22 protein-coding genes are annotated in these 22,607 nt (G+C 54.9%); 16 read left to right on the forward strand and 6 right to left on the reverse strand.

Annotated features, from left to right (window positions below):
- Positions 1-119 precede the first annotated feature (119 nt).
- Together G7009_RS17425 and G7009_RS17430 are read right to left on the reverse strand one after the other, a co-directional pair.
- The gene (locus tag G7009_RS17425; protein WP_060515481.1) at positions 120-500 is read right to left on the reverse strand and encodes a hypothetical protein; all 381 of its coding nucleotides are present in this window, start codon (positions 498-500) and stop codon (positions 120-122) included.
- A gap of 80 nt (positions 501-580) precedes the next feature.
- Positions 581-1,573: a recombination-associated protein RdgC gene (locus tag G7009_RS17430; RefSeq protein WP_256817004.1), complete on the reverse strand. Its 993-nt coding sequence runs from the start codon at positions 1,571-1,573 to the stop codon at positions 581-583.
- 26 nt (positions 1,574-1,599) lie between these two features.
- Here G7009_RS17430 and ligA point away from each other — a divergent pair, with 26 nt between their 5' ends.
- From ligA to G7009_RS17450, 4 genes are all read left to right on the forward strand, one after another.
- Positions 1,600-3,606 (forward strand): NAD-dependent DNA ligase LigA, encoded by a 2,007-nt coding sequence (gene ligA / locus G7009_RS17435; RefSeq protein ID WP_181131288.1) that lies wholly within the window; start codon positions 1,600-1,602, stop codon positions 3,604-3,606.
- Between the two features lie 15 nt (positions 3,607-3,621).
- A complete protein-coding gene (locus G7009_RS17440) occupies positions 3,622-4,734 on the forward strand; it encodes a toprim domain-containing protein (RefSeq protein WP_256213817.1) in 1,113 nt (370 codons plus the stop codon).
- Between the two features lie 145 nt (positions 4,735-4,879).
- Positions 4,880-5,977, forward strand: coding sequence for a hypothetical protein (locus G7009_RS17445; protein ID WP_181131289.1), 1,098 nt, complete (start codon positions 4,880-4,882; stop codon positions 5,975-5,977).
- Between the two features lie 106 nt (positions 5,978-6,083).
- Positions 6,084-6,626, forward strand: a complete 543-nt coding sequence (locus tag G7009_RS17450; RefSeq protein WP_082425846.1) for a YcbK family protein — start codon at positions 6,084-6,086, stop codon at positions 6,624-6,626.
- A 51-nt stretch (positions 6,627-6,677) separates the two neighbouring features.
- Here G7009_RS17450 and G7009_RS17455 read toward each other — a convergent pair whose 3' ends face one another.
- From G7009_RS17455 to G7009_RS17470, 4 genes are all read right to left on the reverse strand, one after another.
- On the reverse strand, positions 6,678-7,583 hold the full coding sequence (locus G7009_RS17455) for a hypothetical protein (RefSeq protein WP_060515487.1): 906 nt from the start codon (positions 7,581-7,583) through the stop codon (positions 6,678-6,680).
- 11 nt (positions 7,584-7,594) lie between these two features.
- Complete coding sequence (locus G7009_RS17460) at positions 7,595-8,869, reverse strand: hypothetical protein (RefSeq protein ID WP_181131290.1); 1,275 nt, start codon at positions 8,867-8,869, stop codon at positions 7,595-7,597.
- A complete protein-coding gene (locus G7009_RS17465; protein ID WP_060515489.1) occupies positions 8,862-10,622 on the reverse strand; it encodes a type IV secretory system conjugative DNA transfer family protein in 1,761 nt (586 codons plus the stop codon). Before G7009_RS17465 ends, G7009_RS17460 begins: the two co-directional genes overlap by 8 nt.
- Before the next feature lie 63 nt (positions 10,623-10,685).
- Positions 10,686-11,558 (reverse strand): hypothetical protein, encoded by an 873-nt coding sequence (locus tag G7009_RS17470; RefSeq protein ID WP_060515490.1) that lies wholly within the window; start codon positions 11,556-11,558, stop codon positions 10,686-10,688.
- Between the two features lie 220 nt (positions 11,559-11,778).
- Here G7009_RS17470 and G7009_RS17475 point away from each other — a divergent pair, with 220 nt between their 5' ends.
- From G7009_RS17475 to G7009_RS17530, 12 genes are all read left to right on the forward strand, one after another.
- Complete coding sequence (locus G7009_RS17475; protein WP_060515491.1) at positions 11,779-12,390, forward strand: OmpA family protein; 612 nt, start codon at positions 11,779-11,781, stop codon at positions 12,388-12,390.
- Positions 12,387-12,671 (forward strand): type IV conjugative transfer system protein TraL, encoded by a 285-nt coding sequence (traL, locus tag G7009_RS17480; RefSeq protein WP_023383785.1) that lies wholly within the window; start codon positions 12,387-12,389, stop codon positions 12,669-12,671. Before G7009_RS17475 ends, traL begins: the two co-directional genes overlap by 4 nt.
- Before the next feature lie 58 nt (positions 12,672-12,729).
- Positions 12,730-13,362 (forward strand): TraE/TraK family type IV conjugative transfer system protein, encoded by a 633-nt coding sequence (locus tag G7009_RS17485; RefSeq protein WP_181131291.1) that lies wholly within the window; start codon positions 12,730-12,732, stop codon positions 13,360-13,362.
- On the forward strand, positions 13,359-14,204 hold the full coding sequence (locus tag G7009_RS17490) for a TraK domain-containing protein (protein ID WP_060515493.1): 846 nt from the start codon (positions 13,359-13,361) through the stop codon (positions 14,202-14,204). Before G7009_RS17485 ends, G7009_RS17490 begins: the two co-directional genes overlap by 4 nt.
- Before the next feature lie 2 nt (positions 14,205-14,206).
- Positions 14,207-15,409 (forward strand): TraB/VirB10 family protein, encoded by a 1,203-nt coding sequence (locus G7009_RS17495; RefSeq protein ID WP_181131292.1) that lies wholly within the window; start codon positions 14,207-14,209, stop codon positions 15,407-15,409.
- Positions 15,410-15,423: 14 nt separating this feature from the next.
- Entirely contained in the window at positions 15,424-16,032 is a 609-nt protein-coding gene (gene traV, locus G7009_RS17500) for a type IV conjugative transfer system lipoprotein TraV (RefSeq protein ID WP_082425847.1), read from the forward strand.
- A 19-nt stretch (positions 16,033-16,051) separates the two neighbouring features.
- Positions 16,052-16,393: a TraA family conjugative transfer protein gene (gene traA, locus G7009_RS17505; RefSeq protein ID WP_060515495.1), complete on the forward strand. Its 342-nt coding sequence runs from the start codon at positions 16,052-16,054 to the stop codon at positions 16,391-16,393.
- Positions 16,394-16,505: 112 nt separating this feature from the next.
- Positions 16,506-18,938 (forward strand): type IV secretion system protein TraC, encoded by a 2,433-nt coding sequence (gene traC, locus G7009_RS17510; RefSeq protein WP_060515496.1) that lies wholly within the window; start codon positions 16,506-16,508, stop codon positions 18,936-18,938.
- Between the two features lie 184 nt (positions 18,939-19,122).
- A complete protein-coding gene (locus G7009_RS17515) occupies positions 19,123-19,587 on the forward strand; it encodes a hypothetical protein (protein WP_060515497.1) in 465 nt (154 codons plus the stop codon).
- Positions 19,588-19,591: 4 nt separating this feature from the next.
- Positions 19,592-20,155 carry a S26 family signal peptidase gene (locus G7009_RS17520; protein ID WP_060515498.1) on the forward strand — a complete coding sequence of 188 codons (564 nt, stop codon included), beginning with the start codon at positions 19,592-19,594 and terminating at the stop codon, positions 20,153-20,155.
- Complete coding sequence (traF, locus tag G7009_RS17525; protein ID WP_256213818.1) at positions 20,155-21,165, forward strand: conjugal transfer protein TraF; 1,011 nt, start codon at positions 20,155-20,157, stop codon at positions 21,163-21,165. The genes G7009_RS17520 and traF overlap by 1 nt, the downstream gene beginning before the upstream one ends.
- A complete protein-coding gene (locus tag G7009_RS17530; protein WP_060515499.1) occupies positions 21,155-22,606 on the forward strand; it encodes a conjugal transfer protein TraH in 1,452 nt (483 codons plus the stop codon). The genes traF and G7009_RS17530 overlap by 11 nt, the downstream gene beginning before the upstream one ends.
- Position 22,607: the final 1 nt, after the last annotated feature.

The raw sequence follows: 22,607 nt of genomic DNA on the forward strand, positions 1-22,607 counted from the left end.
ACCGTCAGCCTGGGTGAGCTCAGCGACGCCTCGGACGAAGCAGTCCAAGAGGCATGGGACGCGCTGTACGGCGAGTAATAAAAAACCCGGCCTCAGGTGAGGCCGGGTGCTGTAAAACGTTAATCGGCTTGCGCCAAGCGCCCAGAACCGAATGCCACACGGCGGGCCACTGCATCCCATTCCTGCACAGTAACCAGCATGCTGGTGCGAGCCTTCTCGTGACCGTTCACCGTCTGGCGATACTGCAAGCGCACATGGCCAGGCGTGACGCTTGGATAACCTTCAAGCTCGAACACGTTACGGAAACCGTCAACATCAATGTTGCTGGTGGTGTAGATTTGCGAGAAGAACATCCTGTAGTAACCGGCCTTTGCCAGCATCACAGCAATCTCACAGAGCAGTTTCAAGCGCATGCAGCACGCGGTGATGAACAGAGCGAGTTCAAGCGACAGAGCTTGAGCCTTACGTTTGCAAACATCGGTGTCGATAGTCAGTTTCATGGTCATTCTCCCGGGTTGAGTGGCTAAGCCTTGCGTTTGCCTAGTACCCGGTAATGCACATCACGCATCTACAAATCTGATTACCCCTGTGCTGCCTCCTCGCCGCCGAGCGCTTCCATTAGAGCGGGCACGAGCTTTGACAGCACGCCAGCGTAAGTCAGGAACATTGCACCGAATGCGGCCTCTTCATCCTCCTCATCGGGAATCTCTTTATTCACGTTTTCGAGGAAGACGATGCGCTTGAGGGTCGACTTGTCCGTCAAAACGAAAGACACCTCTTCATTGAACGTCATGGCCAATCGTACGGGCCGCCGACCTTCCAGTAGATGCTGGCGGATCTCTTCTCGCTCCAGGCTGATCGAGGCGTAACCCACCTTTGACTTTTCAAGGTCCAGCCCCTGCAGGTTGACTTCACGGTCGACCGTGAATTCGTCAGGGGATTCGTTGTTCATCAACCAGGTGGCCATCGCAGAGGAGGGGTCCATCGAGGTCCGAATCAGTGATGCGGGTATATCGATGGCATCATGGATTTGAGTGACAACATCATCGGCTTTCGCCGGTGAGCCACAGTCAATGCCGATCAGCCCCGCCGCGGTATCGATCCACACCTTTTCCGTGCTCTGTGCTTCGAATGCCCTGGGCAGAAGTTCGATAAACGCTTCGTCCTTCATCGCCTTCAGCTGGTCCCGGCTGGGCTTGTAGCCCTTCTCTGAGAGCATTTTGGCCGCCTTCTTTGCCACGTGTCGCTGCAACACCGGCTCTGGGACTTTCTTTTCTTCAAAGCACAGATTCAGCAGGATCTGTTTCTGCACCTCAAGCACGAGACCACCGCCCACGCGGGGCTCCACCCACCCCTGGGTTTTGGTGACGCTACCCGAACAAGGGGTGAAAGCCTTTTTTTCCAGCCGTTTCGCAAGGTCGGCCGTAGACAAGCCCCAGGGCTCAGTAATCCGGTAGAGGTGAAGGTTCGAAAACATGATGCAACTCACTCCTGGCCGGCTTACCGCCAGCACAATTTGGCGCACGAAAAAGAAACATGTACGCATAATACTGGCAGATTTATAATCATGCACACACCTATCCTGCCAGTGGAAAAACCATGTCTGAATTCGCCCAGGTTGAGCAACGCCTTCTTCAACTCCGTGCAGAGGTCGCTGGACACATGGATGCGTACCACCGACTCGATGCCCCGACGATCCCGGACGGAGAATTCAACCTCCTGTTTCGTGAACTGGAGCAACTGGAAGCTGCGTATCCAGATCTGGCTACCGCCGACTCACCAACGCAGCGGGTCGGTGGCCGGGTTCTGGAGGAGTTCGTCCAAGCACCACACGATGTGCCAATGCTGTCGCTCAAGGACGCCATGAACGAGGAAGAGGCACGGGCATTTGCAAGCTCTGTGCTGGATGAGCTGTCACAGCCGGCGGACATCGAGTTCACCGCTGAACTGAAGTACGACGGCTTAGCGCTTTCGGCGCGATACCTGGCTGGCGTCCTGGTTCGCGCAGTCACCCGCGGGGATGGTACGACCGGGGAGGATGTAACGGCACAGGCCAAAACCATCCTGAACTTGCCTTTGACCCTCCCTGCGGCCATTGATTTGGAGGTTCGTGGCGAGGTTGTCATGCTCAATAGCGATTTTGAGATCGTGAATGAGCGCCTCAAGAGCCAGGGCTTGAAGACCCTCGCCAACCCCCGCAACGGCGCCGCCGGCAGTATGCGCCAGTTGGACCCCAAGGTGACTGCCTCCAGGAGGCTGTCCTTCTACGCGTATGGAGCCCAGGAGCTCGATGGCACGCCTGCGTTCAAGACAACCAAACAGTGGAAGATCATTGAGGGCTTGCTTGAGCTCGGATTCAGCATCGCCCCTGAAACGACCGTGGTCCGCGGCTGGGATGGCATCAAAGGGTTCTACGATGAGGTGGGTGCGAATCGAACCAACCTCCCAGTAGCCATCGACGGCGTCGTATTCAAGGTCAACTCCCTTGCCGACCAAGAAAGCCTTGGCTGGAACAATCGCACCCCCCGCTTCGCCATTGCGTTTAAGTATCCGGCAGAAGAGGCCGTGTCCATCGTCGAAGACATCGTGGTGCAGATCGGCCGAACTGGGCCTGCAACCCCTGTGGCGAAGCTTAAACCTGTGCGAGTCGGAGGTGTAGTGGTGTCCAGCGCCACTCTCCATAACGCTGATCAGATTGAGGCCAAGGGCATCAAGGTCGGTAGCACCGTTATCGTTCGCCGAGCTGGGGATGTGGTACCGGAGATCGTTCGGACAGTGCCCTCGATCGGCGATGAGTCCCTCTCCCGCTATGTGATGCCGACAAAGTGCCCGTCGTGCGATAGCCCCCTAGTTCGCCTGCAGGGCGCCGTCGAGTTGTATTGCCCAGGTGGCATCAAATGCCCAGCACAGAAGCAGGGCAAGCTCGCTCACTTCGGCTCTCGGCTGGGAATGAACATCGACAACCTGGGCGACAAGTCGGTCTCTACTCTGGTCGCCGCCGGCCTGATCAGCATGCCCTCCGACTTGTACAGCCTGAACGACAAGGTAGTCGCACCGCTCCCGGGGTTTGGGACGGTCTCCGCGAAGAACCTGATCGCGGGCATTGAGGGCTCCAAGGCTCCTGAACTCCCGCGGTTCATTTTCTCGCTGGGGATCGAGGGTGTCGGCGAGGCCACCAGCAAAGCTCTGGCGGCGCAGTTCGGGTCCTGGTCAGCATTCCGCGCAGCGACATACGCGCAACTGCTGGCCACCGCGGATGTTGGAGACGGTACCGCCACCAACATCACCCGATTCTTCGAGGATTCAACACTCGGTGCTGAGGCGGATCGCCTAGCCGTGATCACCACACCGAACGACTTCATTGCCATCAGTGGAACCTCGCTGAAGGGCAAGGTCGTCGTCCTCACTGGCACTTTTCCAACCCTTAGCAGAGAGGCTGCCAAAGCCCTGGTCGAGGGAGCAGGGGGGAAGGTCTCCAGCAAGGTTTCAAGCAAAACCAGTTTCGTCGTTGCCGGCGAAGAAGCAGGCTCGAAACTCGAAGCTGCCCGGGAGCTAGACATTGATATATGGGATGAGGCTCGGCTGCTGGCCACGGCCGCGGGCTGAGGTTTACAGGCCGGCGTGAAGCATCACAAAGCATCAAGTTTTCATCTGGAGAACCAGAAAATGTCAGTAACTAATGGACCATACAAGCGCGATGCTAATGGAGTCGCCTATGAGGTCGACTTTGAGTATGTGCGAGATAATGTCCCGCTCGACTGGTTCTTCGAGCACATGCTCGGTGCGAAGGCGAGACCGTCAGCAGGTGCTATCCGGTACAACATCTGTCCAAACCCTGGGTGCGGAGCTTCTTCCGCTCACTCGGTGAAAATCAGCGTAAAAAATGGCGGGTGGCTTTGCTACTCGTGCGGTGAGCAAGGTGACGTGGTCGCTGCGGCGGCTTACTACTGGGAAAAATCACATCGTGAGGCTGGCCTGGAACTCATGAGCGCCGACGTGGAGCTGCTTAAGCACTACATTCCGCCGAAGCCCATGGACGCGATCCAACGCGATGACAGTGCTCTTGCGCTGGTATTGCAACGGGTCGCCGAATCTCGCAATTATCCGTCGAATGACGCCCTGAAGTACTTTGCTGGCCGGGGTATATCCGAGGGTGTAGCACGAGAGGCCTGCAATCGAGGCATCCTGATCACCATCCCGAACAACCCAATGGAAGCCAAGGGCTTCTTGACTGAGGTCGCAGGGCAGGAACTGATGGTGAAAGCTGGCCTGTGGAACCCCGAAAAGAAGGCGCCAGCCTGTGCATTTCGGCCACTGTGGTTTCGGTCGCAATCGCACTGTGCTGCAGAGTTCAGGCTTATGCGTGAACCCAAAGAAGGGGAGAAGAAGGCCATGCGTTACGGCGGAAAATCTCCTTGGATTTGGGAAGGCTCTGAGAGTGAGTTCATGATCGTCGAAGGCCCTATCGACATGTTATCAGCCGTCGAAATGGGCTCGAAAAGGACGATCTTTGCGCTACCTGGTTGTGAGAACTGGGAGCCTGAATGGTTCAACATGATGGCCAAGAAGAACGTGCTTCAAGCGCTCGATCCTGATAAGCCGGGCTTCAAGGCTGCAGAGAACCTCAAGCCAGTGCTAGAGGCTCTTGAAGCCAACCTTGGAACCTTCAATCCACCCAACCGGGTCGGCGACTTAAACGAGCAGCTCAAGCACATGCGAGGGCTCTTAAATTAACCCCCCAAACCCGGCTCTTGCCGGGTTTTTTTATGCCTACGCATTGGGTGGTGATTGCAATGGAACGATCGGTAGGACTACTCCCGTTGAGACATCCGCTACGCTGAGATCAACCTGCATACCTTTAGTTGATCGGAGCCCTCCCATGCACGAAGAGCCATTTGTTTTGAGTTCGATTGATCGGGCTCGTGACTGGGTTGACATATGCAGCTGCGGAGCAGAGCTGCCCAAGGATAAGGTGGCAGCGATGCTCGCAAGTCTGTGCGGCTTCGGTAGCTGGGACATCATGAGTTACGCCATTGAAGCTCTTCCACCCTCACTGGTCGACGAGAAGGTTGATTCGGAAGTTGTCCAGGCCAGACTTAAGCATCACATGCAGGTCTTGGTTGGAGTGCACCAACTCGATCCCCCCCTCGCGATTTTTATCTTAAGCGTGGTCAACCCCACCTCGGGAAAGCCGCTCAAGGCTTTCTCGAAGTCAGATGAGTTCGCTGTCAGCACTGAACAGAGACTGGCATTTGAAGCATTCCTCAATGAGCTACCAGAGGATGACGGACTCAAGTTTTTCGCTGCACCAGGCAACCCCGAACATTTCGAGCTGCAATGTGAGCCTAACCGGACACAATTGGCACTAGCTCTTTGCGGTGACACAGAGCCGTTTCTTTGGTGCGAGGTCTTTGATGCCCTCGGTTGGGAGTATGAGCTCGCTGATGACGATACCCCGGATATCGACGAGCCCTCCTTTGAAATTTACGACGACATTCTCGGGGAGGTTCCGGTATACATTACTCCGTTGTCTCGATCACCCGCGACGCCAGATGCACCGATAGACCGTGCCCTGCGCCTGCAGAGAGCAGCATGCTTGGGAGATTTTCTTACCCAGGATTTTCCTGGTGAAGCCGCTCTGATGTTGATGCGCTGGCCAGTCATGAAGGAAATTGATGGTCACACCTATTGCCATGCGGGCAGCGTCTACCACTTTGAATTGGGCGAGTGGCAAGACCTGCTGTTCAACTTCCGATGCACAAGCGTGTCCGAGCTTCTGAATCTGAATAATCTCGTTGAGAACATCCACCAGGGGCACCCAGCGCTAGAAGATCATGGGGGTAATTTCTGCACCCTGCTCAGTATCTGTCTCTCCGGTCATAGCGCGGATGATTTTGAGGGTGGGATTGTCCCAATGATACGCCAACAAAGTGCAGAAACGAGTTGGTTCATGCAGCGGGTGAACGAGGACGAATAGCCCTAGGGCTACTCGATTAAAGTATAAATCACAAATCCATACATAACACGTACACATACGCTGCATGCAGTGATAGAGTCTGCTTCACAGATAGTGGAGCTCTCCCTTGGATCGTCGATCATTCCTACACTACGCCCTCGGCTTGGCCGCCTCCTCAACACCGCTACTCTCAATCGCCAGCACCTTCTGGGATCAACCGAGACGTCTCTGGCTGAAGCGTGAGGTCGAGCCTGGTAAATGGGAGGAGGTCGATAAGGTCTACTTCGATAAGGGGGCTCTTGTATGGCCCGGTTATGATCCGATATGTCGGCTGATGCGCGATGTTCACACCGGACAGGCCGTACAGATTTCCGTCCCACTTTTGAACATCATGTGCGGAATACAGGGCTGGTTCTCCATCAACGGCATACACAAACCTCTCATAGTACTTTCAGGCTATCGGGAGGAGTCGACCAATAAAAAGGTGGGTGGCAAGAAGCATTCAGCACACCTCCGTGGCGGTGCATGCGATCTCACGGTACCAGGTATTCCGGTTGATTACCTTCGACGTCTTGCCCTGTATCTAGGTGGCGGCGGGGTGGGGTTTTATCCCGATGGAACTGGCTTCATCCATGTAGATGATGGGGATGTGAGAGTCTGGCGTGGGTAGGGTATTACCAGGCCCCCGCGCAATCGAGAGCCTGGCTTCCTCTTCACTTGGTTAGAACATGCTGGACCAGGAGATCTGATTAACCAAGGGCTTGTGGGGCAACAGAGCCAGGTCCACGGCCCTCAGTGCTGGGTTACGGCCGGTGAGGTACCAGCAGTCATTCTGCTGGCTCAACATGTAACGATCACTCAGCCGCTCCAGGGCCGAACGGTAGGCCTCTGTGACATTGTTACGGGATGCCAGTGCCAATAGGTCAGCCGATCGAATGCCAGGCTGCCCCCATGCTACCCGGGCAAGATCGAAACCTTCATCACCGGCCAGAATGAAGATCTCATCCGCAACAGCTTCAGGCACAGGGTCGATCATGAAAGGGAACTCGACAGGGAACACGTACCAGCGACGCCAGAACTCGTAGTGGATCCGCAGGCGGATAACGTCCTTACGAGCGCCAAGCACCTCGCAGCACTTATCAAATGCCCAGTCGCCAAGAGTAGGCCCGAACACCCACTGCGCAGCCGTAACGTACACGTCGGTCGGTAGCTTCTTCGCGAACAAGGCTTCGACGTTGGCCTTGATGATGCGAAACGCGAGACGCGTTACGCCGTCCTCGAAATCCTCTTCATCAAGCCGGCGCAGCTCATCCTTCTTCAGTTTTCGTCTTTGCGCTCCAAGGTTCGATAGATTATTGAGTGCGGCGAGCCCAAGTTCTTCAGCAAAAGGATATGACTCGACCACAGTTTCGTCAGTCCCCAGAAAATCCACTTGAGCATCGTCTGCAGCGTTATCAAGATCGAAGGCGTCAAGACCTTCGAAAAGATTGGCGCTATCAAAGCTCTCAAGCCAGTTACGAACATCGCCAGGATCAGAAAGACCGCCAGAATCGTCAGATAGAAGCTCAGATCCGAAGACATCATTTTCTTCCTCGTTGCCCAGGGGCATATCAGTGAATTCGTTCATTGGCACCACCCTTAAACCGGAACTGTTTGCGTGAATTGGTCTGCGCCAGTCATCCGGGCATGCTGGCGCCTGGCCGGCCGTCTGATGTCGGCCGCTGTGGCGAACCTCACTTCACCCGGGGTGGCCACACTCGCCCAGGTCACCTGGTGCTCGCCGGAAACAATCGCGTAGTCGGTGGTGCCCATCGACAAGAGTTTTTGCATCACATCCCCTGTGCCCTGGGCTTGCTCAGGCTCCATAGGCAACAGCTGGGAATAGACCTGCGCTGCCGGCTCGGATTGAGGTTTGAACAGAACCAGGTTGCGAGCTCGACTCAGGCAGGCCTCGCGCAGATCCAGAGACTCACGCCCAAGATCGTCGAGCGAACCAGCTGCAACCCATACGCTCATCACCTGCTCAGTCTGTGGCGAGAGCAGCTGCTCGATGCTCGGGTCATTGCAACCACCTGGATCGGTGAACACAGCCAGCGCAGTGGGTGCACCAGGCTCACCGATCGACCGCAGAACAGCATCCGCCAGGTTCGAGATCACGATGCGGCGGAGATTGGACGCAGCCTGGCCTCGGCCGATGTAGGGAATTGCGAGATACACGATCTTTCGTGTTACCAGCGCCTCGTGCAGCACGACGTCAGGCTGGTAGCTGTTGAACACTTCACCCGCTCTACCGGCGCCGAGCATGCACATGCTCCCAGCGAGGCCCGAGAAGCGTCCTTTCAGCTTTACCGCACAGATGTCGCCATCATCATCCTGAAAGGCCTTGCAGGCCTGCTGCAGGGCTCCCAGCTGCACTGAACGAGGGTATGCAGTGGCCATGTGTTCGATCAGCGCTGAAATAGCGTCAGGCTTCATCACGAACATACCTAGATCAAGGTACGAGTAGGGCAGGCCAGCGAGCTGCAGCGAGGATACAATCGCCCGAACAAGAGCTGCGGTTGGGGTTGAATCGTGACCTGCCGTCGCATCCTGATCCGCGAGGAAATTCAAGACATGGCTCGCGACCTTGGTAGGTGCTGTGTGCAGCACCGGGTTGTAGGTATGGCTCAAGGCGGGACTACCAGGATTCACGATGAGCAGATCAGCTCCCCGACCAACTGCAGTGCTGGCGCCGATCATCGCTCCCAAAAGTGATTCATCGACCGATGAGCCGACCACGAAGACCGCAGCGCCGGCTGCAATGCGTCGCTGAATCACCTCCCTGATCAGTTGCCCCTGGCCCTCAGTGCTCTCATCGAGCACAAGGGTATGCCCGGGCACAACATGAGCGCCCTTAGGTTCTACGTTACTCATCTCTCAGCTGCTCCTGTTGTTTCTTCCGCCCACCAGTGGGCAGCCCGCTGCCACCCAGGTACTTGTCACTGTTCTTGAAGAAGTCCGCACCCTTAACGGACGGCCTGCGGAAGTGGTTGATTCGAATAGGGCCGATTTCTTTCTGCAGCTTTCTGTCGATGCTGATCATCGGCACCCGGACGTTGAAGATCTGGTCTCCGCCGTACTGGATGATGCATTCCCCCTTACCGAGCGCTTTGAGGTCATCCGGCGAGACCTTGTACTCCTCCTGCTCTCGCTCACCGACCGATATGCCGGCGGCGGCACCGGTGCCACCCTCTGGCGCCACATTGAGAAGGGGGGTGCTACTGCTTTCGTTCTGCGTACCGCTCAATGACTTCGTGATACCGATTTTCATGCCGATGAGGTCTGCACACTCAACGGCTGTGGCCTGGGTACCGATCTTGAAAAAGATCTTGGTCCAGGTGTTACCGATGACCATCTCTTTGAAGTCAGGGGAAACCACATCCAGGTTGGCCAAGGTCTGGGCTGCGGGGAACAGTGCCATCTGCGCGCTGCGCCCCTGTTCAAAGGGGCGTGCTAGCGACTGAACGGCGTAACTGCCCAGCTCATCCATGAAATTGAAATGCGGGGGGTTAGGCCGGTCCTCTTCAGGCAGCGCCTGGATCCACGAGATAGCCGTACGCAGGTCGCCCAGGAACATCTTGCCGAAGTTCGAGGCGGCTTCGTTTTTACCCATCGTCGGGAGAGCGACGTAGATGATCTTCTTCGCCCGGATTGCTTCGAACAAGTCGATTTCGGGGGCGTAGGTGTTCATCACGTCACCGAATTTCCCCGTACCGAACAAGTACATCCGGCCGGCAAGACCGCCGAACGTTTCCTTCATCCGCTTGATGTCGACAACGTTCTCCATACCCGGCTTTCCGCCGATCTTGTATTGCTCAAGGAACAGGGAGAAGTTCTTGGTCGCCGGGTTGTGAGGCTGGGTCTTCTTCAGCAATGTTTCCAGCTCCTCGATCGCCTTGTGGTTCATCAGCAGAATCGTGAAGTCGATGAAGTTGTAAGCGAGGCCGGCAGCTTGCATAGCCGCTACGAGAGTGGTGATGCCCTGGTTCGCCGACTGTTTGTAGTGGTCGGCGCCAGGGTTATTCTCGGTAGACGGAATGATGGATAGGATGCGTGCGGCGATCTCATCCGGGTCACCCCGGAGGATGGGGTTGTACGTGTTGCTGAGCGATGGGTTACCAGGATTCAGAATCAGCAGATCCTGCTCGCGGCCCGCCCAGACGCAGTACTGGTAGATCGTTTGAATGTCGTCCGCATTCATCTTGCCGTCAATAAACGTCAAGCCGCCGCCACGCTGAATTTGCTGGAACATCATCAGCTTGCCCAATACGGTTTTACCGACGCCGGACTGGCCCAGGATAAATCCATGTCGCATGAAGTCTTCATCAGGGACACGTACAGGCTGGCCCGTGTCAGTAGTGAAGCCCAGTAGCAAGCCATCACCGTGCGCCAGATCGGTAGCCGACCGGATGTTTATCTTCGACTCAAGGAGCAGCTGGTTCTTCCAGAAATCAAAAACACGGTTGCCGATGTATGCCGAGCCCGCAGCCCCCATGGCAAGGGGGAGGGTGGCCGGCACCGAGCTGAAGAAAGGTGATGTCAGCAGGCCTCCCGCACCGATTGAACTGAGTGCTAGGGTGTCTTTGAAGCCACCGATTTTCGAGCGAAGTATCTGATCCATACTCATGGAAGTGAGCCTTTAGCTACGCACAAAAAAACCCGAGCACCGTGAGGCGCCCGGGTTGTGGGGTTAGAGGAACACGCCAGACGCTGAAGCCTGCGCATTGTCTTTCTCTGCTGCGGGTAAGCGCAGCAGCGGGGATTGCAGAAGCGTTTGGATTTCCATCTGCGACAGGAGCGTGTCCTGCTCAATGGTGGTCCGAACGCTTGGCACGTCCTTTACGGCCTGCCCGGTTTGAGCAATTTGATCCAGCTGATCCTTGTATTTCTGGTACCGAGATTTCTCTGGCGGTTGCGTAGATGCCTGCTGTTGGGTATCTGATTGAACAGTCTCGGCTGCACCTGTTGTGCCTCCAACTGATTCGTTTACCTGACCTTGCTGGGCTTCCTCGCGGAGACCCTCGACATACTTGGTGTCATCGAATTTGCCAGTGAAGACATCAGCACTGAAACCGAGCAACGAAAGGCATTTTGAGGTCGCGTCTGTGAGACTTTTCTTGGCGTGATCCTCATCACTACTGATGATTCCGTAGGAATCTCGCGTGATGTAGGTGGTCGCGCCGAACTGCTTCACTGAACCGCGGAAACCCCGTTGGAGATACCACAGCTCGACGTACACCTTGTGAATGACCTCTTTACCAACTACCTGGCTATCCACCACGAACGGTTTTCCGTCCACGTACGCCTCACTTATCAGTTCGACACCCCAGCCAAGGCCAAAAGGTCCGAAAACCTCAGTAGCACGCTTGATCTGATAGATGGGCGCGATCGCAGTCCCCTGGAAGCCACCCTTGTTGAAGGACTTGGTCTCATCAGGATTGGTTTTCTCAACCTTGTTCCACACCTCCAGGCCGATAGAAGCCGCGGCCTGGCCCTGGCTGGACCAAAGCGATTCGCCGTTGGCCGAGCCTTGGTGGGATGCTGCGTCTGTTCTAGTTTGCATTTTTGACTCCTACGACTCTGCAAAGAGGGAATACCTAATGCAGGGGTATGAAGCACAGCTGCTGATAAGGTGGGGGCTAGACCGCGAAAGCTCTAAAAGCGTTTGCAATACGTAACACGTCGCTATATTTTAGGCGCCACAAGAGGACGGTTGCAACAAAAAGCCAACTATCTGTATTATCGCTACGTGTTAATTCGCATTTCAAACCAACGAGTACCCTATGAACACCTTGAACAGAGCCATTCTGCTTGCAACGCTTGCGCTCTCAGCAAGCACCGCGGGTGCCGTTGATGTGCGACAGGTAGTGGTTCCAGATAGCTATGGCGTTGCGGTTGAGCCCGCGCACGCTGGCCACGCGCTTGTTGAATCCATTCGCGACACCCAGCAAAAAGCCGAATCCCCGATCTGGACTGTGACTGAGCCAGCCAGGGCCCGCGCTCTTATGCCGGCAGAAGAGGCTCTGCTCGATGCAGAGGACGCAAGGGTGGCCGAGGAAGCCCGCCACACACGCGCCACACTTTATTTTGATTTCGACAAAACCATGCCGACGGGCTGGTGGCCGCTGAAGAACGTCATCGCTGACGCTCTCCGCCTCGGCAGCACCATTACCTTGATCGGTTATGCAGACGAAGTGGGTGAGGCGGTTTACAACCAGCGCCTGTCCGAGAATCGCGCCATCGAAGCTGCGCGTTACCTGATCCGGCAGGGTGTTAAGAAGAAAAACATTAAGGTCTACGGCCGGGGCAAACGCGATCCTGTTTCGAGCTCCGACAGCTCGATGAACCGTCGGGTCGAAGTCGACATCGTGAAAGCCGCGGGGAAACCTCTGTGAAAGAGATCGATATCCCCCGGTACGTAGACAGCCAGGTGCAATTACTTTTCTGGGAAATTGATGAGGCTGCGATCTTCATTGGCTGCTTGGGCGCAGGTATCGCACTGGGTGGCTGGGCAACCATCGCTTCCCTCGCCGGCGGCTGGTATGCAGTGAAGCGGTTTAAGCGATTCAAGAGTGGTGCACTGGACGGTGTTTTGCACCACCTCTGCTACGAGGCAGGAGTCATGGCGCTGAACAAGCACTACGACGACTCCTCGAAGCGCGACTACTTCTACTAAAGCTTTCGAATCAATTTATCTGTACGCGTTATGTATCTGATAGCGCTCAGGGGCCGGAATGAAGATCAAGAAAATGCAGAAAACGATGGAAGGGCTGAAAAGCCTCACAAACTTCCAGACCTTGTCGAACGCTTGCCTTGCGGTAGCGGTCCTGCTACTCGCCTTCAACCAAATGGGGCAGCACGAAACCACGCGTTTGGTGCCGCCGAACCTGGACAAGGCGGTGAAAGTTGGCTGGAACAACGCGGACGACGAATACATCAAGTCCTTTGGTCTTTATGCCTCGACCCTGATGGGAAATGTCACGCCCAAGAACGTGAACTTCATCGCCGACTCTGTAAGCGCCTTCGTTGATCCGAAGATCTACGCAGACGTTCGCAAGAAGATGTTCGTGTTGGCCAACGATCCCGTGTTCGCAACGAACGCCGGCTCCGTGTCTTGGAACGCCACTGACATCAGCTACGAAAAGGAATCCAAGAAGGTTTTCATTCTCGGTTCGATGGAGTCACGCAGCGCAGCCGGCAAGCCTAAACAGGACTACCAAGTGGTCGAGTACGTCATCGAGATGCGTGCGGGCCGCCCATGGATCACGGGCATGGACCATTACCCAGGCAGCACCCCCAAAACACTCAAGTGGCTTCAGTCTCACCCGCCTAAGCCAGCAGAACCAACCAAGGAGGCGCTTCAGTGAAACGCTCAGCCATTGCTCTAGTCGTGCTGGCCACCATCCATGCATCCATCTCATGGGCTGATGGGATGGCGGAAGTCAAATTGCCACCCGTTCCTACGGCAGCTAAACGTGTCAAACCTGTCGAAGCGCAGCCTCTGCCAGGTTTAGGTGTAATGCCGGGTGCCGAATCAGATTCGCGCACCCAGGTTGTTCGCGTGAGTTCAGACCGGAACGAAGTTATTTACGTTTCGAACATCTTGCCGAACCGGATTTCTACTCCGTTCGCTTCGCCTAAAGCTGTTGACCAACAACCAGATGATTTGGATATTAACCAGATTGGTCAATCGCTTTATGCGACGATGAAAACCAAGGATAAGCCTGTCGCACTCTACGTGACAGGTTCCAATCCAAACGACCCGGTTATCTCTTTGACCTTGATTCCGAAGGAGCTTCCACAGCAGACAATTACTCTGCAGCTGGACAAGCCAATGGCAGAAACTGGTGGGCATGCCTCAGAAAATCATGCGCCAGACAGCAACAACTACACCGATACCATTCGTTATGTGCTACGAGAAGCAGCTCTTGGCAAAGCGCCTGAGGGTTTCAGCGAAGGTCTGCTCCCAGCATCGGCTGCGAACATTGGTAATGTGATTGCCTATCCTAAGGTGCGTTACTCCGGCCCAGAGTACGATATTTATCGCTACAGCCTGCAAGGAACATCAAAAACCGATGTTGATCTTGATGAAGGCACTTTCTACAGCGAAGGCGTCCGTGCCGTGTCTTTCTTCCCGACCGCCACCCTTCGTGCCGGTATGACCACTGATGTTTTCATCGTCTCTGATAAGTCGGCAACGGGGAACTGAGCATGGCTATCAAGGACCAGTTGAAAGATAAGTGGCAGGATCTTAGCCCTGGCGTTCGATCTACCATTGCAATTATTGGCCTTTTAGGCTTTTTGATGATCGTTGGGTCTGTCATTGTTGGTAATGACAAGCCTAAGAATAATTCGAAAACCGACGCGACCTCTGATACCAAACTGCTATTGCCTCGTGGAGATAACAATACTCCCGAGCAGATCATGGCTATGTTGGCTGTTCAGAACAAGCGTCTAGATGAATTCGGCAGATCGATCAAGCAGATGGATCAAGATCGTAAAGATGATCGACTGCGCGCACTCGAAGAAGAACGGCTGCGGGGGCAACGGCCAGACCCAGTTACCCAGGACACGCTTCGCGAGCTGAAGCGTTTGGGTGATCGGATGGAGAAATTGGAACTGAACAAGGGCGGTAACGCGCCAGCACTGAATAGTGCGTTGCCAGGCTATGAAGGCGCCACTGCCACTGGTGAAGCTCTACAAGAGCCGAAACCAAAGGCAGCAACCCTGCGGGTTACTGGCGGCACTCAAACGTCCCGCAATGAGGCACCGAAGCAAGCAGAGAAGCCGACCCCGGCTATGCCAGCCGGATCGTTCTTCGAGGGAGTGCTGTTGAACGGTATGGACGCTCCTACCAGCTCTACAACGCAGAAAAACCCCGTGCCGACAACACTGCGAATCAAGTCTGACGCAGTACTTCCAAACAAGTACAGCGTCGATGTCAAAGAATGTTTTGCGCTCGCTTCAGGCTACGGTGTTCTGTCCAGCGAACGCGCCATGCTTCGAACCGAAACTTTCTCTTGCGTACGCAAGGACGGAAAGATCATCGAAGGGAAAATGGAAGGTTACATCGTTGGCGAGGACGGGCGGGTCGGTATGCGTGGCCGTCTCGTGTCCAAGCAGGGCCAAATGATTGCCAAAACTTTGGTTGCCGGCGGTCTCTCGGGGCTCGCACAAGGCATGACACCACAAACAATCCCGCAGTTGAGCTTGGGTGACAATAGCACCACACAAACCCAAAGTGCTGATACTTCGACCATTCTGCAAACTGGTGTGGCTAAAGGGTTCTCTACTTCCGCGAATGAAATTGCCAAATTCTATATGGAGATGGCTCGCGAAATGACTCCGGTGGTTGAGATCGACGCCGGCCGTAAAGTTACGATCATGCTGGTGAAAGGGATCGAACTGAAATGATGAAAGGTAATTACATGAAACGTACTGCATTAGTCGCAGCGCTGTTGCCTATTGCTCTTCTGAGTGGTTGTTCGTCCTGGCTGAATACTGCCGGCGAAGACGAGTTCTCATGCCCCGGCATGCCACAAGGCATCATTTGTAAGTCGCCAATGGCCGTTTACAAGTCCACTGAACAGAGTCCAGCGCTGACTGACAGTGACATGCCAATTGGTCAGAAGGCGCCGAACGTGAAGTACGGTGACGACATGGGAAAGACTGCCGGCTCTGAGCATAACCTCAAAGTATCAAACGGTATGCCAGGGCCAGCTGTTGCAGAACTTGCTCGACCAGTCCGAGTTCCAGCCCAGGTCATGCGCATCTGGATTGCGCCATGGATCGACAGCAAAGACGATTTGCACTTTCCGTCCTACCTCTTTACCGAGATCCAGCCACGCACTTGGTCGTTCGGGAAATCCGAATATTCAGGCCAAGGCATGGTTGTCCCTCACCTTGAGTTAACCGCTGTACCGCCAGTCAGCGTTGCCGCACCTAAATCGGAAAACGTTGCTGCAGAACCAACCAATTACGGACCGCAAGTTACATCGTCCGCAATCCCATCCACAACTGACATCAATCTGAACTGATAACACTGGGAGCTACACAATGACCGCACAAATCGCACAAATCGAAACCAACGCAGTAGCCGCTGCTCCATTCAAGAAAATCGACAAGCGTGCACTGCTGAGCATGGCTGTTGTCGGCCTGGCTGTCGCCGTCGACGTGACAGCTGGCTCCGACTCCACCTTCACCGAGATCGTCACCAGCCTCGACGGTTGGATGACTGGCTCCCTGGGTAAAGTCTTTGCCCTGGGTGCCCTGGGTACCGGCCTGGCAATCGGCGTGGTCAAGCAGTCGGTCATGGCTGTTGTGACCGGCGTAGCTGTAGCCCTCTCCGCGAGCGTTGGTCCAGGCGTGCTGACCAACATCTTCACCGCCACGCTGTAACGCCTCTCAAGGCGCACTAGGTCGCTAGTGCGCCTTTTCAACTGGCTCTGCCTGCGGGTTGCCCTCCAGGCCTTCCAAGCCTACTCAACCACCACATATGGCGAACAGTGAAATGGCAGCCTCGAAAGCGACGATCAAAGGGGATAGAACCTCCACCCCTCAAAAAAAACTCAATGTCAGGGCTATCGATCCCGACTCAAAGGTATTCTTTTGCTCCGATGGAAATGAACATTACCTCGGGGCATGTTTTGTATCTGATGCCCTGACAGGCGCCAGCTCCTCAACCGTTGACAAGCTCCAGTCTGCCTTGAGCATGAACTTCGCGCCCGGCACCTTCATTCAGATCGCTATGCTTGGAAGCCCCGATGTCGGTGAATACATCGATGCCTATCTGAACAGTAAACCTGCGCTGAACCCGATCCTCAAGGCCCTCTCTCGGCAGCACGCGAATCTGATCACCGGTGGCATCGATACCCCGTTGGTTCAACGGAGCGGTGTGATGCTGAATCGTCAGCGCGTCATCGTGACAGTAAAATTCCCGTGCCGTAACGAGAGCCCGGATGACGCAGACATTGCGGCAACGAAGGAATCGGCCGACCGTGTCACGGAAGCGCTTAAAGCAGCGTCCCTGAACCTGTTCCAGCTCGATGCCGTGGGCTACCTAGTGCTCATGCGAATAATCACGAAGCTCTGGGATGCTCCTCGGTCTCACTACGATGAAGATCAACTGATCAAGGATCAGGTTTACTACCCTGGCGACTCCATCAACTATGATGATCCGTCGACCATCAATTTCAATGACGGCGCCCATTATGCGAAGGCGCTGAGTGTCAAACACTTCCCGCAGAAAACCAGCCTCGCAATCATGAACCACATGATCGGGGACCCGAACGGTCTTTCGAACCAGATCACCGACCCGTACTACATGGTGCTGACCATCCACTATCCGGATCAGGTCGTGAAGAAGGACGAAGTCAAGCAAACGTCCTCAATCATCAATCACCAGGTCTTTGGACCGACAGCCCACCTGATCCCCATCCTCAGCTACAAGAAAAAGGGCATCGACACCCTGGTCCATGAGATCGACGGTAAGGGTGCGATCATCGTAGAAGTAAACTTCACGATCTTCCTGTTCTCAAGGGATAAGCAGCGCCTGAACAAACTGTCCGCAGGCCTGCAGGCTTATTACACATCCCTTGCTTTCGAGCTCAGGGAAGATCGCCGAATCTTGGAAGCGCTCTGGAACAACCTGCTGCCACTCAACACATCGCGAGAAGGGGTCAAGAACCTCTATCGCTTCCATACGATGGCAGTTCGGCATGCCTGTCAATTCCTGCCAATCCTTGGCGAGTGGACTGGTAGCGGCATGGCCGGAGCAATGCTCATGCTCACCCGCCGCGGCCAGGCGGCATTGATTGATTTGTATGAATCGAGCACCAACTACAGCGGAATCATTTTTGCTGAGGCCGGCGCTGGCAAGTCGTTCTTCACTCAGAAAATCGCCGCCGACTATCTCGCTGCTGGTGCAAAACTGTGGGTGATCGACGCCGGCCGGAGTTACCTGAAGCTTTGCAAGATGGTTGGCGGCGAGTTCATCGAGTTCAAGCCTGAGTCGGATGTGTGCCTCAACCCGTTCACGCACGTCGAAGACCTGCACGAGGAAATGGACATCCTCAAAGCCACCATCGCCAAAATGGCCGCCCCAGAGGACACGCTTGACGATTACCAGCTCTCTCGCGTTGAACAGGCCATCACCAGTACCTGGGAGAAGTATGGCAACGCAGCGAACATCACTGCAGTTGCGGAGTGGTTCATCAATCAGTCGGACGACCCGGAGTGCTTGCGACTAGGGCGCCAGCTGTTCCCGTTCGCCGGCGGCCAATACACCAAGTGGTTCGATGGTGAGAACAACCTGGATATGAGCAATGCGTTCATCTGCATGGAGCTGAGCGACCTCAAGGGGCGGCCGGCTCTTCAACAGGTAGTGCTGCTGCAGCTGATCTCCCGCATCAACCACGACATGTACAAGGCTCAGCTGGGTGAGCGGGGCCGGAAAAAAATCCTCATCGTCGATGAGGCTTGGGAGATGCTCGATGATCCGATGATGGCCAAGGCGATGGTTGCGGCTTACCGCAAGGCGCGTAAAGAAGACGGCGCAGTGCTGGTGGTCACGCAGGCTATCGGCGACGTCTACGCGTCGAAAAACACTGAAGCTATCGCTGCGAACTCGGCCTGGCAGTTTATCCTGCAGCAAAAATCCGAATCGATCGACTCGGCCATCGACAGCAAGCAGTTCAAGATCGAACCCTACGGTGCTCACATGCTGAAGTCAGTTCACACAATGCCTGGCAAGTACAGCGAGATCATGGTCAAACGCAGCGAAACCGATTGGGGCATCGTGCGTCTTGTTGTGGATGAATTCCACAACGTGACGTTCTCCTCGAAAGGGGCAGCGCGCAACGAGATTCTTGACGATCTTGACCGTGGCGTCGATGCGGTGGAGGCAGTGAACAACTACATGGCCCGCCAAAGCTCCGCGGCGTAGAGAAGCCAGCAAGCTATCCGCACCTCCAGCTCGCACCGCATGCACTGCAATGCTCAGCCCGGCCATCAGCCGGGCTTTTTGTTGCTGCAATCTAATACTGTTGTCGTAGTGCTACGTGTTATGCTTGTCAAACAACTGCGCGCAGAGCGCTATCTTTTTCCATCGCTATTAGGGAAACGCCGAGATGACTGATACAGCGAATAGCCAAGAACAACAGGCAGGGGAACAAATCCGCCCTGATGACGACCAGGTTAGGACGAAGCCAGCACCAGCTACCAAAGCCCAGCAAGGACCTGCTGGTGTTTCCTTTCTGACATGCGTCATCGTGGCCCTCGCTGTATCCAGTTTTAGCAGCTTCATGGCTTATCACTTCGCCGGGCAGAATCTCAATGTGGGTGCTCAGGTAGTGTTGGTTGACGGCACAAAGCTCGCCAATGCACAGATGAAGCGAACCCTCGATAAGGCCGAATTGAGCCCCGAGCAAGCACAGGCCGACGGCCTCGCGTTTGTGACAGACCTCCAGAATGTACTGAAGGCGTACACGGATTCAGGGGTACTGGTTATCAACTCATCGGTAGCCTTGAACGCCCCGGCAGGCATGAACGTAACTGTCCAAGTTGCTCAGCATCTTGGCCTTGAGCTGGAGTGATCGCATGAACGCTAAAGCACTGGTGTCTCGACTGGTGTCCCCGCTCAAAGCCCTTCGGTCAGACAAGGCACGGCTTCGATTTCTTCGAAACTCGCTCATCGGTATCGCCGCTTCTTTCATCGTTGCAGTTGCCGCTGTTACGACCTTTCGCCAGGACTACCGGATCGGCGTTGATCTTGCGTCAGTACGTTGCCTGCCCTGGCGCCTGTACATGATCACTTATGGCCAGCCTGCCGAGCTCAAGCGTGGTGATTTCGTCGCTTTCGTGCCAAAAGGTGGCTTCATGGGCGAGCACTTTGAAGGGAAGACCGTCGGAAAGATGGTCGCAGGCCTCCCGGGCGACAAACTGGTCGTGAAGAACAACGTTGCATACATCGGCGATCGACTGATCGGTGAGCTGGACCTCATCGGAAAACTGGGCAAGAAGTCCGGCGATTTCGACCGAGTCATGACAGTACCAGCCGGCAAGATTCTGGTTATTGGGACTGAGCCACGTAGTTATGACGGTCGCTACTGGGGCTTCCTTGATTCGAAGCTGATCATTGGCAAGGTAGGGCCTATCATCTGATGAAAGCTCCATTCAAGCGCCTTTCACGTATGCGTACGCGTAAAGGATTATCAAAAGCAATTTCGGTATTGGCGCTGTTCTCGATCGCTGCCTTGCCGAGTGCTGTCTCTGCGGATACCGACAGTGGATCTCCGAGGTTCATCGAGCGGAAAGCAGAAGGGTGGTTCTTCTACAAAGATCCAAAAGAGACCCCCCCGGCTCCGCCATTAATGCAACGAGAGCCAAAACCGCCCGCCGGAAAAACGGCCGCCGAAGAACCGAAGATCCAGCCGTTTTCTGTTTCGTGGTTGCGCGAAAACATGCCGAAGCTGTTGGACGCCGCGATCGACGACCCTAGCAAGGAAAACGTTGAGGCGTACCTCTACGCGCAGCGCGTGGCCATGGACAAGTCCCAGCGCTATGCAGAGATGACAACCCGTGTAGTGGCAGCCGATCCATTTTTGGACGAGAACAACCGAGTCCCTATCGCGACATATACGAAACCCTTCTTCCTGCGGAATGCCCAGGCCGGTGTAACCGAGGCTTTAAAACATGTCGCGACAGTCGGCGGTTTGTGGGTTTTCTTCGATTCGAAGTGCGAGTTCTGCCGGCCTCAGGTTAATACCGTTCAAAAACTAGCCAAGGAGTATGGATTTGTCACGAAGTTCATTTCCATGGATGGCAAGCCCTTACCGAATGTTACAGAGTTCGAGAAAAACACTGGGCAAGCGAGCATCCTGAACTTGCGCATCACGCCAACTACTGTTCTCGTTGTTCCGCCGAACAACTACTACATCGTGTCGCAAGGGATGATGGCTCAGGATCAGCTCGCGGAGCGGATCATCATTGCAGCTGACAGCAACAATCTACTGCCGAAAGATATTGCCCAGAAAATCAATACCTATGATCGAGGCGTCTTGACCAACGAAGACACTCAAAAAGGTGCAAGTGATGATCCAAAGCAGTGGGTTAAATATCTAAAGGACAAATTAGAAGGCCGCTACGAGGGGGGCAGCAATAATGCGGAATAAATTTAAGCAGCTGGTTTCGTTATTACTGGTTGCAACACTTACCATGGTTTCAGTACCTGCTTCAGCTGGACTTGCAGATGCGCTTGACGGCATGTTCATGTCGAACAGCACGAGCGCGGGCGCATTCACAAGCCAAAGCCGGGGCGGCATGGTCGGCGGAGGCGCAGCCCTTCGAAGCCCGGTGCGAAACATTAACCTGGTAGCTTTCGACCCGCCCCGATTCTCGGCCGGTTGTGGCGGTATTGATATGTTCGCGGGGTCGTTCTCTTTCATCAACGCTGACGCCCTAGTTGCGCTGTTCCGCCAAATCGCAGCAAACGCTGTTGGTGTTGCGTTCAAAGCCGCCATTGACGCTATTAACCCGGCCCTGGGCAAGCTGATGCAGGACTTCCAGAATAAACTTCAAGCCCTGAACCAGATGATGAAGAATACCTGCGCAGTGGCGAACTCGATCGTCAAATCGTTCACTGACCCATCAGCCCGAAAAGAAATGGTTGACCAGGCTTCGACGGCGGCCTCGGCAGCAACTGGCTCTTTCTCTGATCTGTTTGCTGGTTTGTCGGACCTGTTCAGCTCTCCAAACAGCAGTTCTGACAAAGGCACAAATGACGGAAGCTGCGAGGAGTGCGGCAACCCAGTATGGAAAGCATTGACAGATACCTCATCCGGCCAATACCTGGGCAATCCCGACACTGGCGAAGCTGACAGCAACCTCGCTAATGAAGTTGTGATGAGCATGATTGGCGCAGTGGTAATGACCGCTCCTGACAGCTCTTCCAAGAACTCTGACGGTTCTGAGAAGCCAAAGGTTGGCCAAATCTACAGCCCGACTTTGACTTTGATGAACTTCAAAAACGGCTCAAGCTCAAACAGCACCCCATTGAGAATCCTGCATTGCAACAACGGGTACGACCGGAACAAGTGCACTAGCATCAACCCTAATAAGACGTTGAGCTTTGATGGCACGTTGGGATACACCAACAAAATGCTGTTTGGCTACGCACAGGGCGCGACTACTGGGACAGCTAGTACTTCGATTGTTGGTAAACTTACAAACTGCACTACAAACTCATGTGACTTCACCGCTGCACAGAAACAATTCATCAATTCTGTAAAAACACCAGCGCTGGCTCTGATAAGAAAGGTACAACAGTTCCCAGGGGCCATTCAGACAGTTGCTGAGCAAATGGCACCAATCATCGCCAACGAGCTGGCCCTTAAATATGGTGAGGCGGCACTGTATGCCGCCAATCAGACCTTCAATGGAGTCAAAGGTATTAAACCAGACTTTGTTGACCAGAACATCAGTAAGCTCACTCAAGAACTGGCGGCAATCAGGGCGGAAGACGCAAACTTCCAGCCCAGAATTGTAGCTACTGAGCAATGGGTCAAAATGATTCTAACCAGTAACCCCGCCATCTTTGTCAAGCCGGGCCTCTAGG

It is taken from the genome of Pseudomonas capeferrum (assembly GCF_013523055.1).
GTDB lineage: Bacteria > Pseudomonadota > Gammaproteobacteria > Pseudomonadales > Pseudomonadaceae > Aquipseudomonas > Aquipseudomonas capeferrum_A.

What these genes read in the sequence shown, in the direction of transcription:
- G7009_RS17425 (WP_060515481.1), bottom strand. Translation starts at nt 500, where the DNA reads ATGAAACTGACTATCGACACCGATGTTTGCAAACGTAAGGCTCAAGCT.
- ligA (WP_181131288.1), top strand. Translation starts at nt 1,600, where the DNA reads ATGTCTGAATTCGCCCAGGTTGAGCAACGCCTTCTTCAACTCCGTGCA.
- G7009_RS17445 (WP_181131289.1), top strand. Translation starts at nt 4,880, where the DNA reads ATGCACGAAGAGCCATTTGTTTTGAGTTCGATTGATCGGGCTCGTGAC.
- G7009_RS17455 (WP_060515487.1), bottom strand. Translation starts at nt 7,583, where the DNA reads ATGAACGAATTCACTGATATGCCCCTGGGCAACGAGGAAGAAAATGAT.
- G7009_RS17460 (WP_181131290.1), bottom strand. Translation starts at nt 8,869, where the DNA reads ATGAGTAACGTAGAACCTAAGGGCGCTCATGTTGTGCCCGGGCATACC.
- G7009_RS17465 (WP_060515489.1), bottom strand. Translation starts at nt 10,622, where the DNA reads ATGAGTATGGATCAGATACTTCGCTCGAAAATCGGTGGCTTCAAAGAC.
- G7009_RS17470 (WP_060515490.1), bottom strand. Translation starts at nt 11,558, where the DNA reads ATGCAAACTAGAACAGACGCAGCATCCCACCAAGGCTCGGCCAACGGC.
- G7009_RS17475 (WP_060515491.1), top strand. Translation starts at nt 11,779, where the DNA reads ATGAACACCTTGAACAGAGCCATTCTGCTTGCAACGCTTGCGCTCTCA.
- G7009_RS17485 (WP_181131291.1), top strand. Translation starts at nt 12,730, where the DNA reads ATGAAGATCAAGAAAATGCAGAAAACGATGGAAGGGCTGAAAAGCCTC.
- G7009_RS17495 (WP_181131292.1), top strand. Translation starts at nt 14,207, where the DNA reads ATGGCTATCAAGGACCAGTTGAAAGATAAGTGGCAGGATCTTAGCCCT.
- traV (WP_082425847.1), top strand. Translation starts at nt 15,424, where the DNA reads ATGAAACGTACTGCATTAGTCGCAGCGCTGTTGCCTATTGCTCTTCTG.
- traA (WP_060515495.1), top strand. Translation starts at nt 16,052, where the DNA reads ATGACCGCACAAATCGCACAAATCGAAACCAACGCAGTAGCCGCTGCT.
- traC (WP_060515496.1), top strand. Translation starts at nt 16,506, where the DNA reads ATGGCAGCCTCGAAAGCGACGATCAAAGGGGATAGAACCTCCACCCCT.
- G7009_RS17515 (WP_060515497.1), top strand. Translation starts at nt 19,123, where the DNA reads ATGACTGATACAGCGAATAGCCAAGAACAACAGGCAGGGGAACAAATC.
- G7009_RS17520 (WP_060515498.1), top strand. Translation starts at nt 19,592, where the DNA reads ATGAACGCTAAAGCACTGGTGTCTCGACTGGTGTCCCCGCTCAAAGCC.
- traF (WP_256213818.1), top strand. Translation starts at nt 20,155, where the DNA reads ATGAAAGCTCCATTCAAGCGCCTTTCACGTATGCGTACGCGTAAAGGA.
- G7009_RS17530 (WP_060515499.1), top strand. Translation starts at nt 21,155, where the DNA reads ATGCGGAATAAATTTAAGCAGCTGGTTTCGTTATTACTGGTTGCAACA.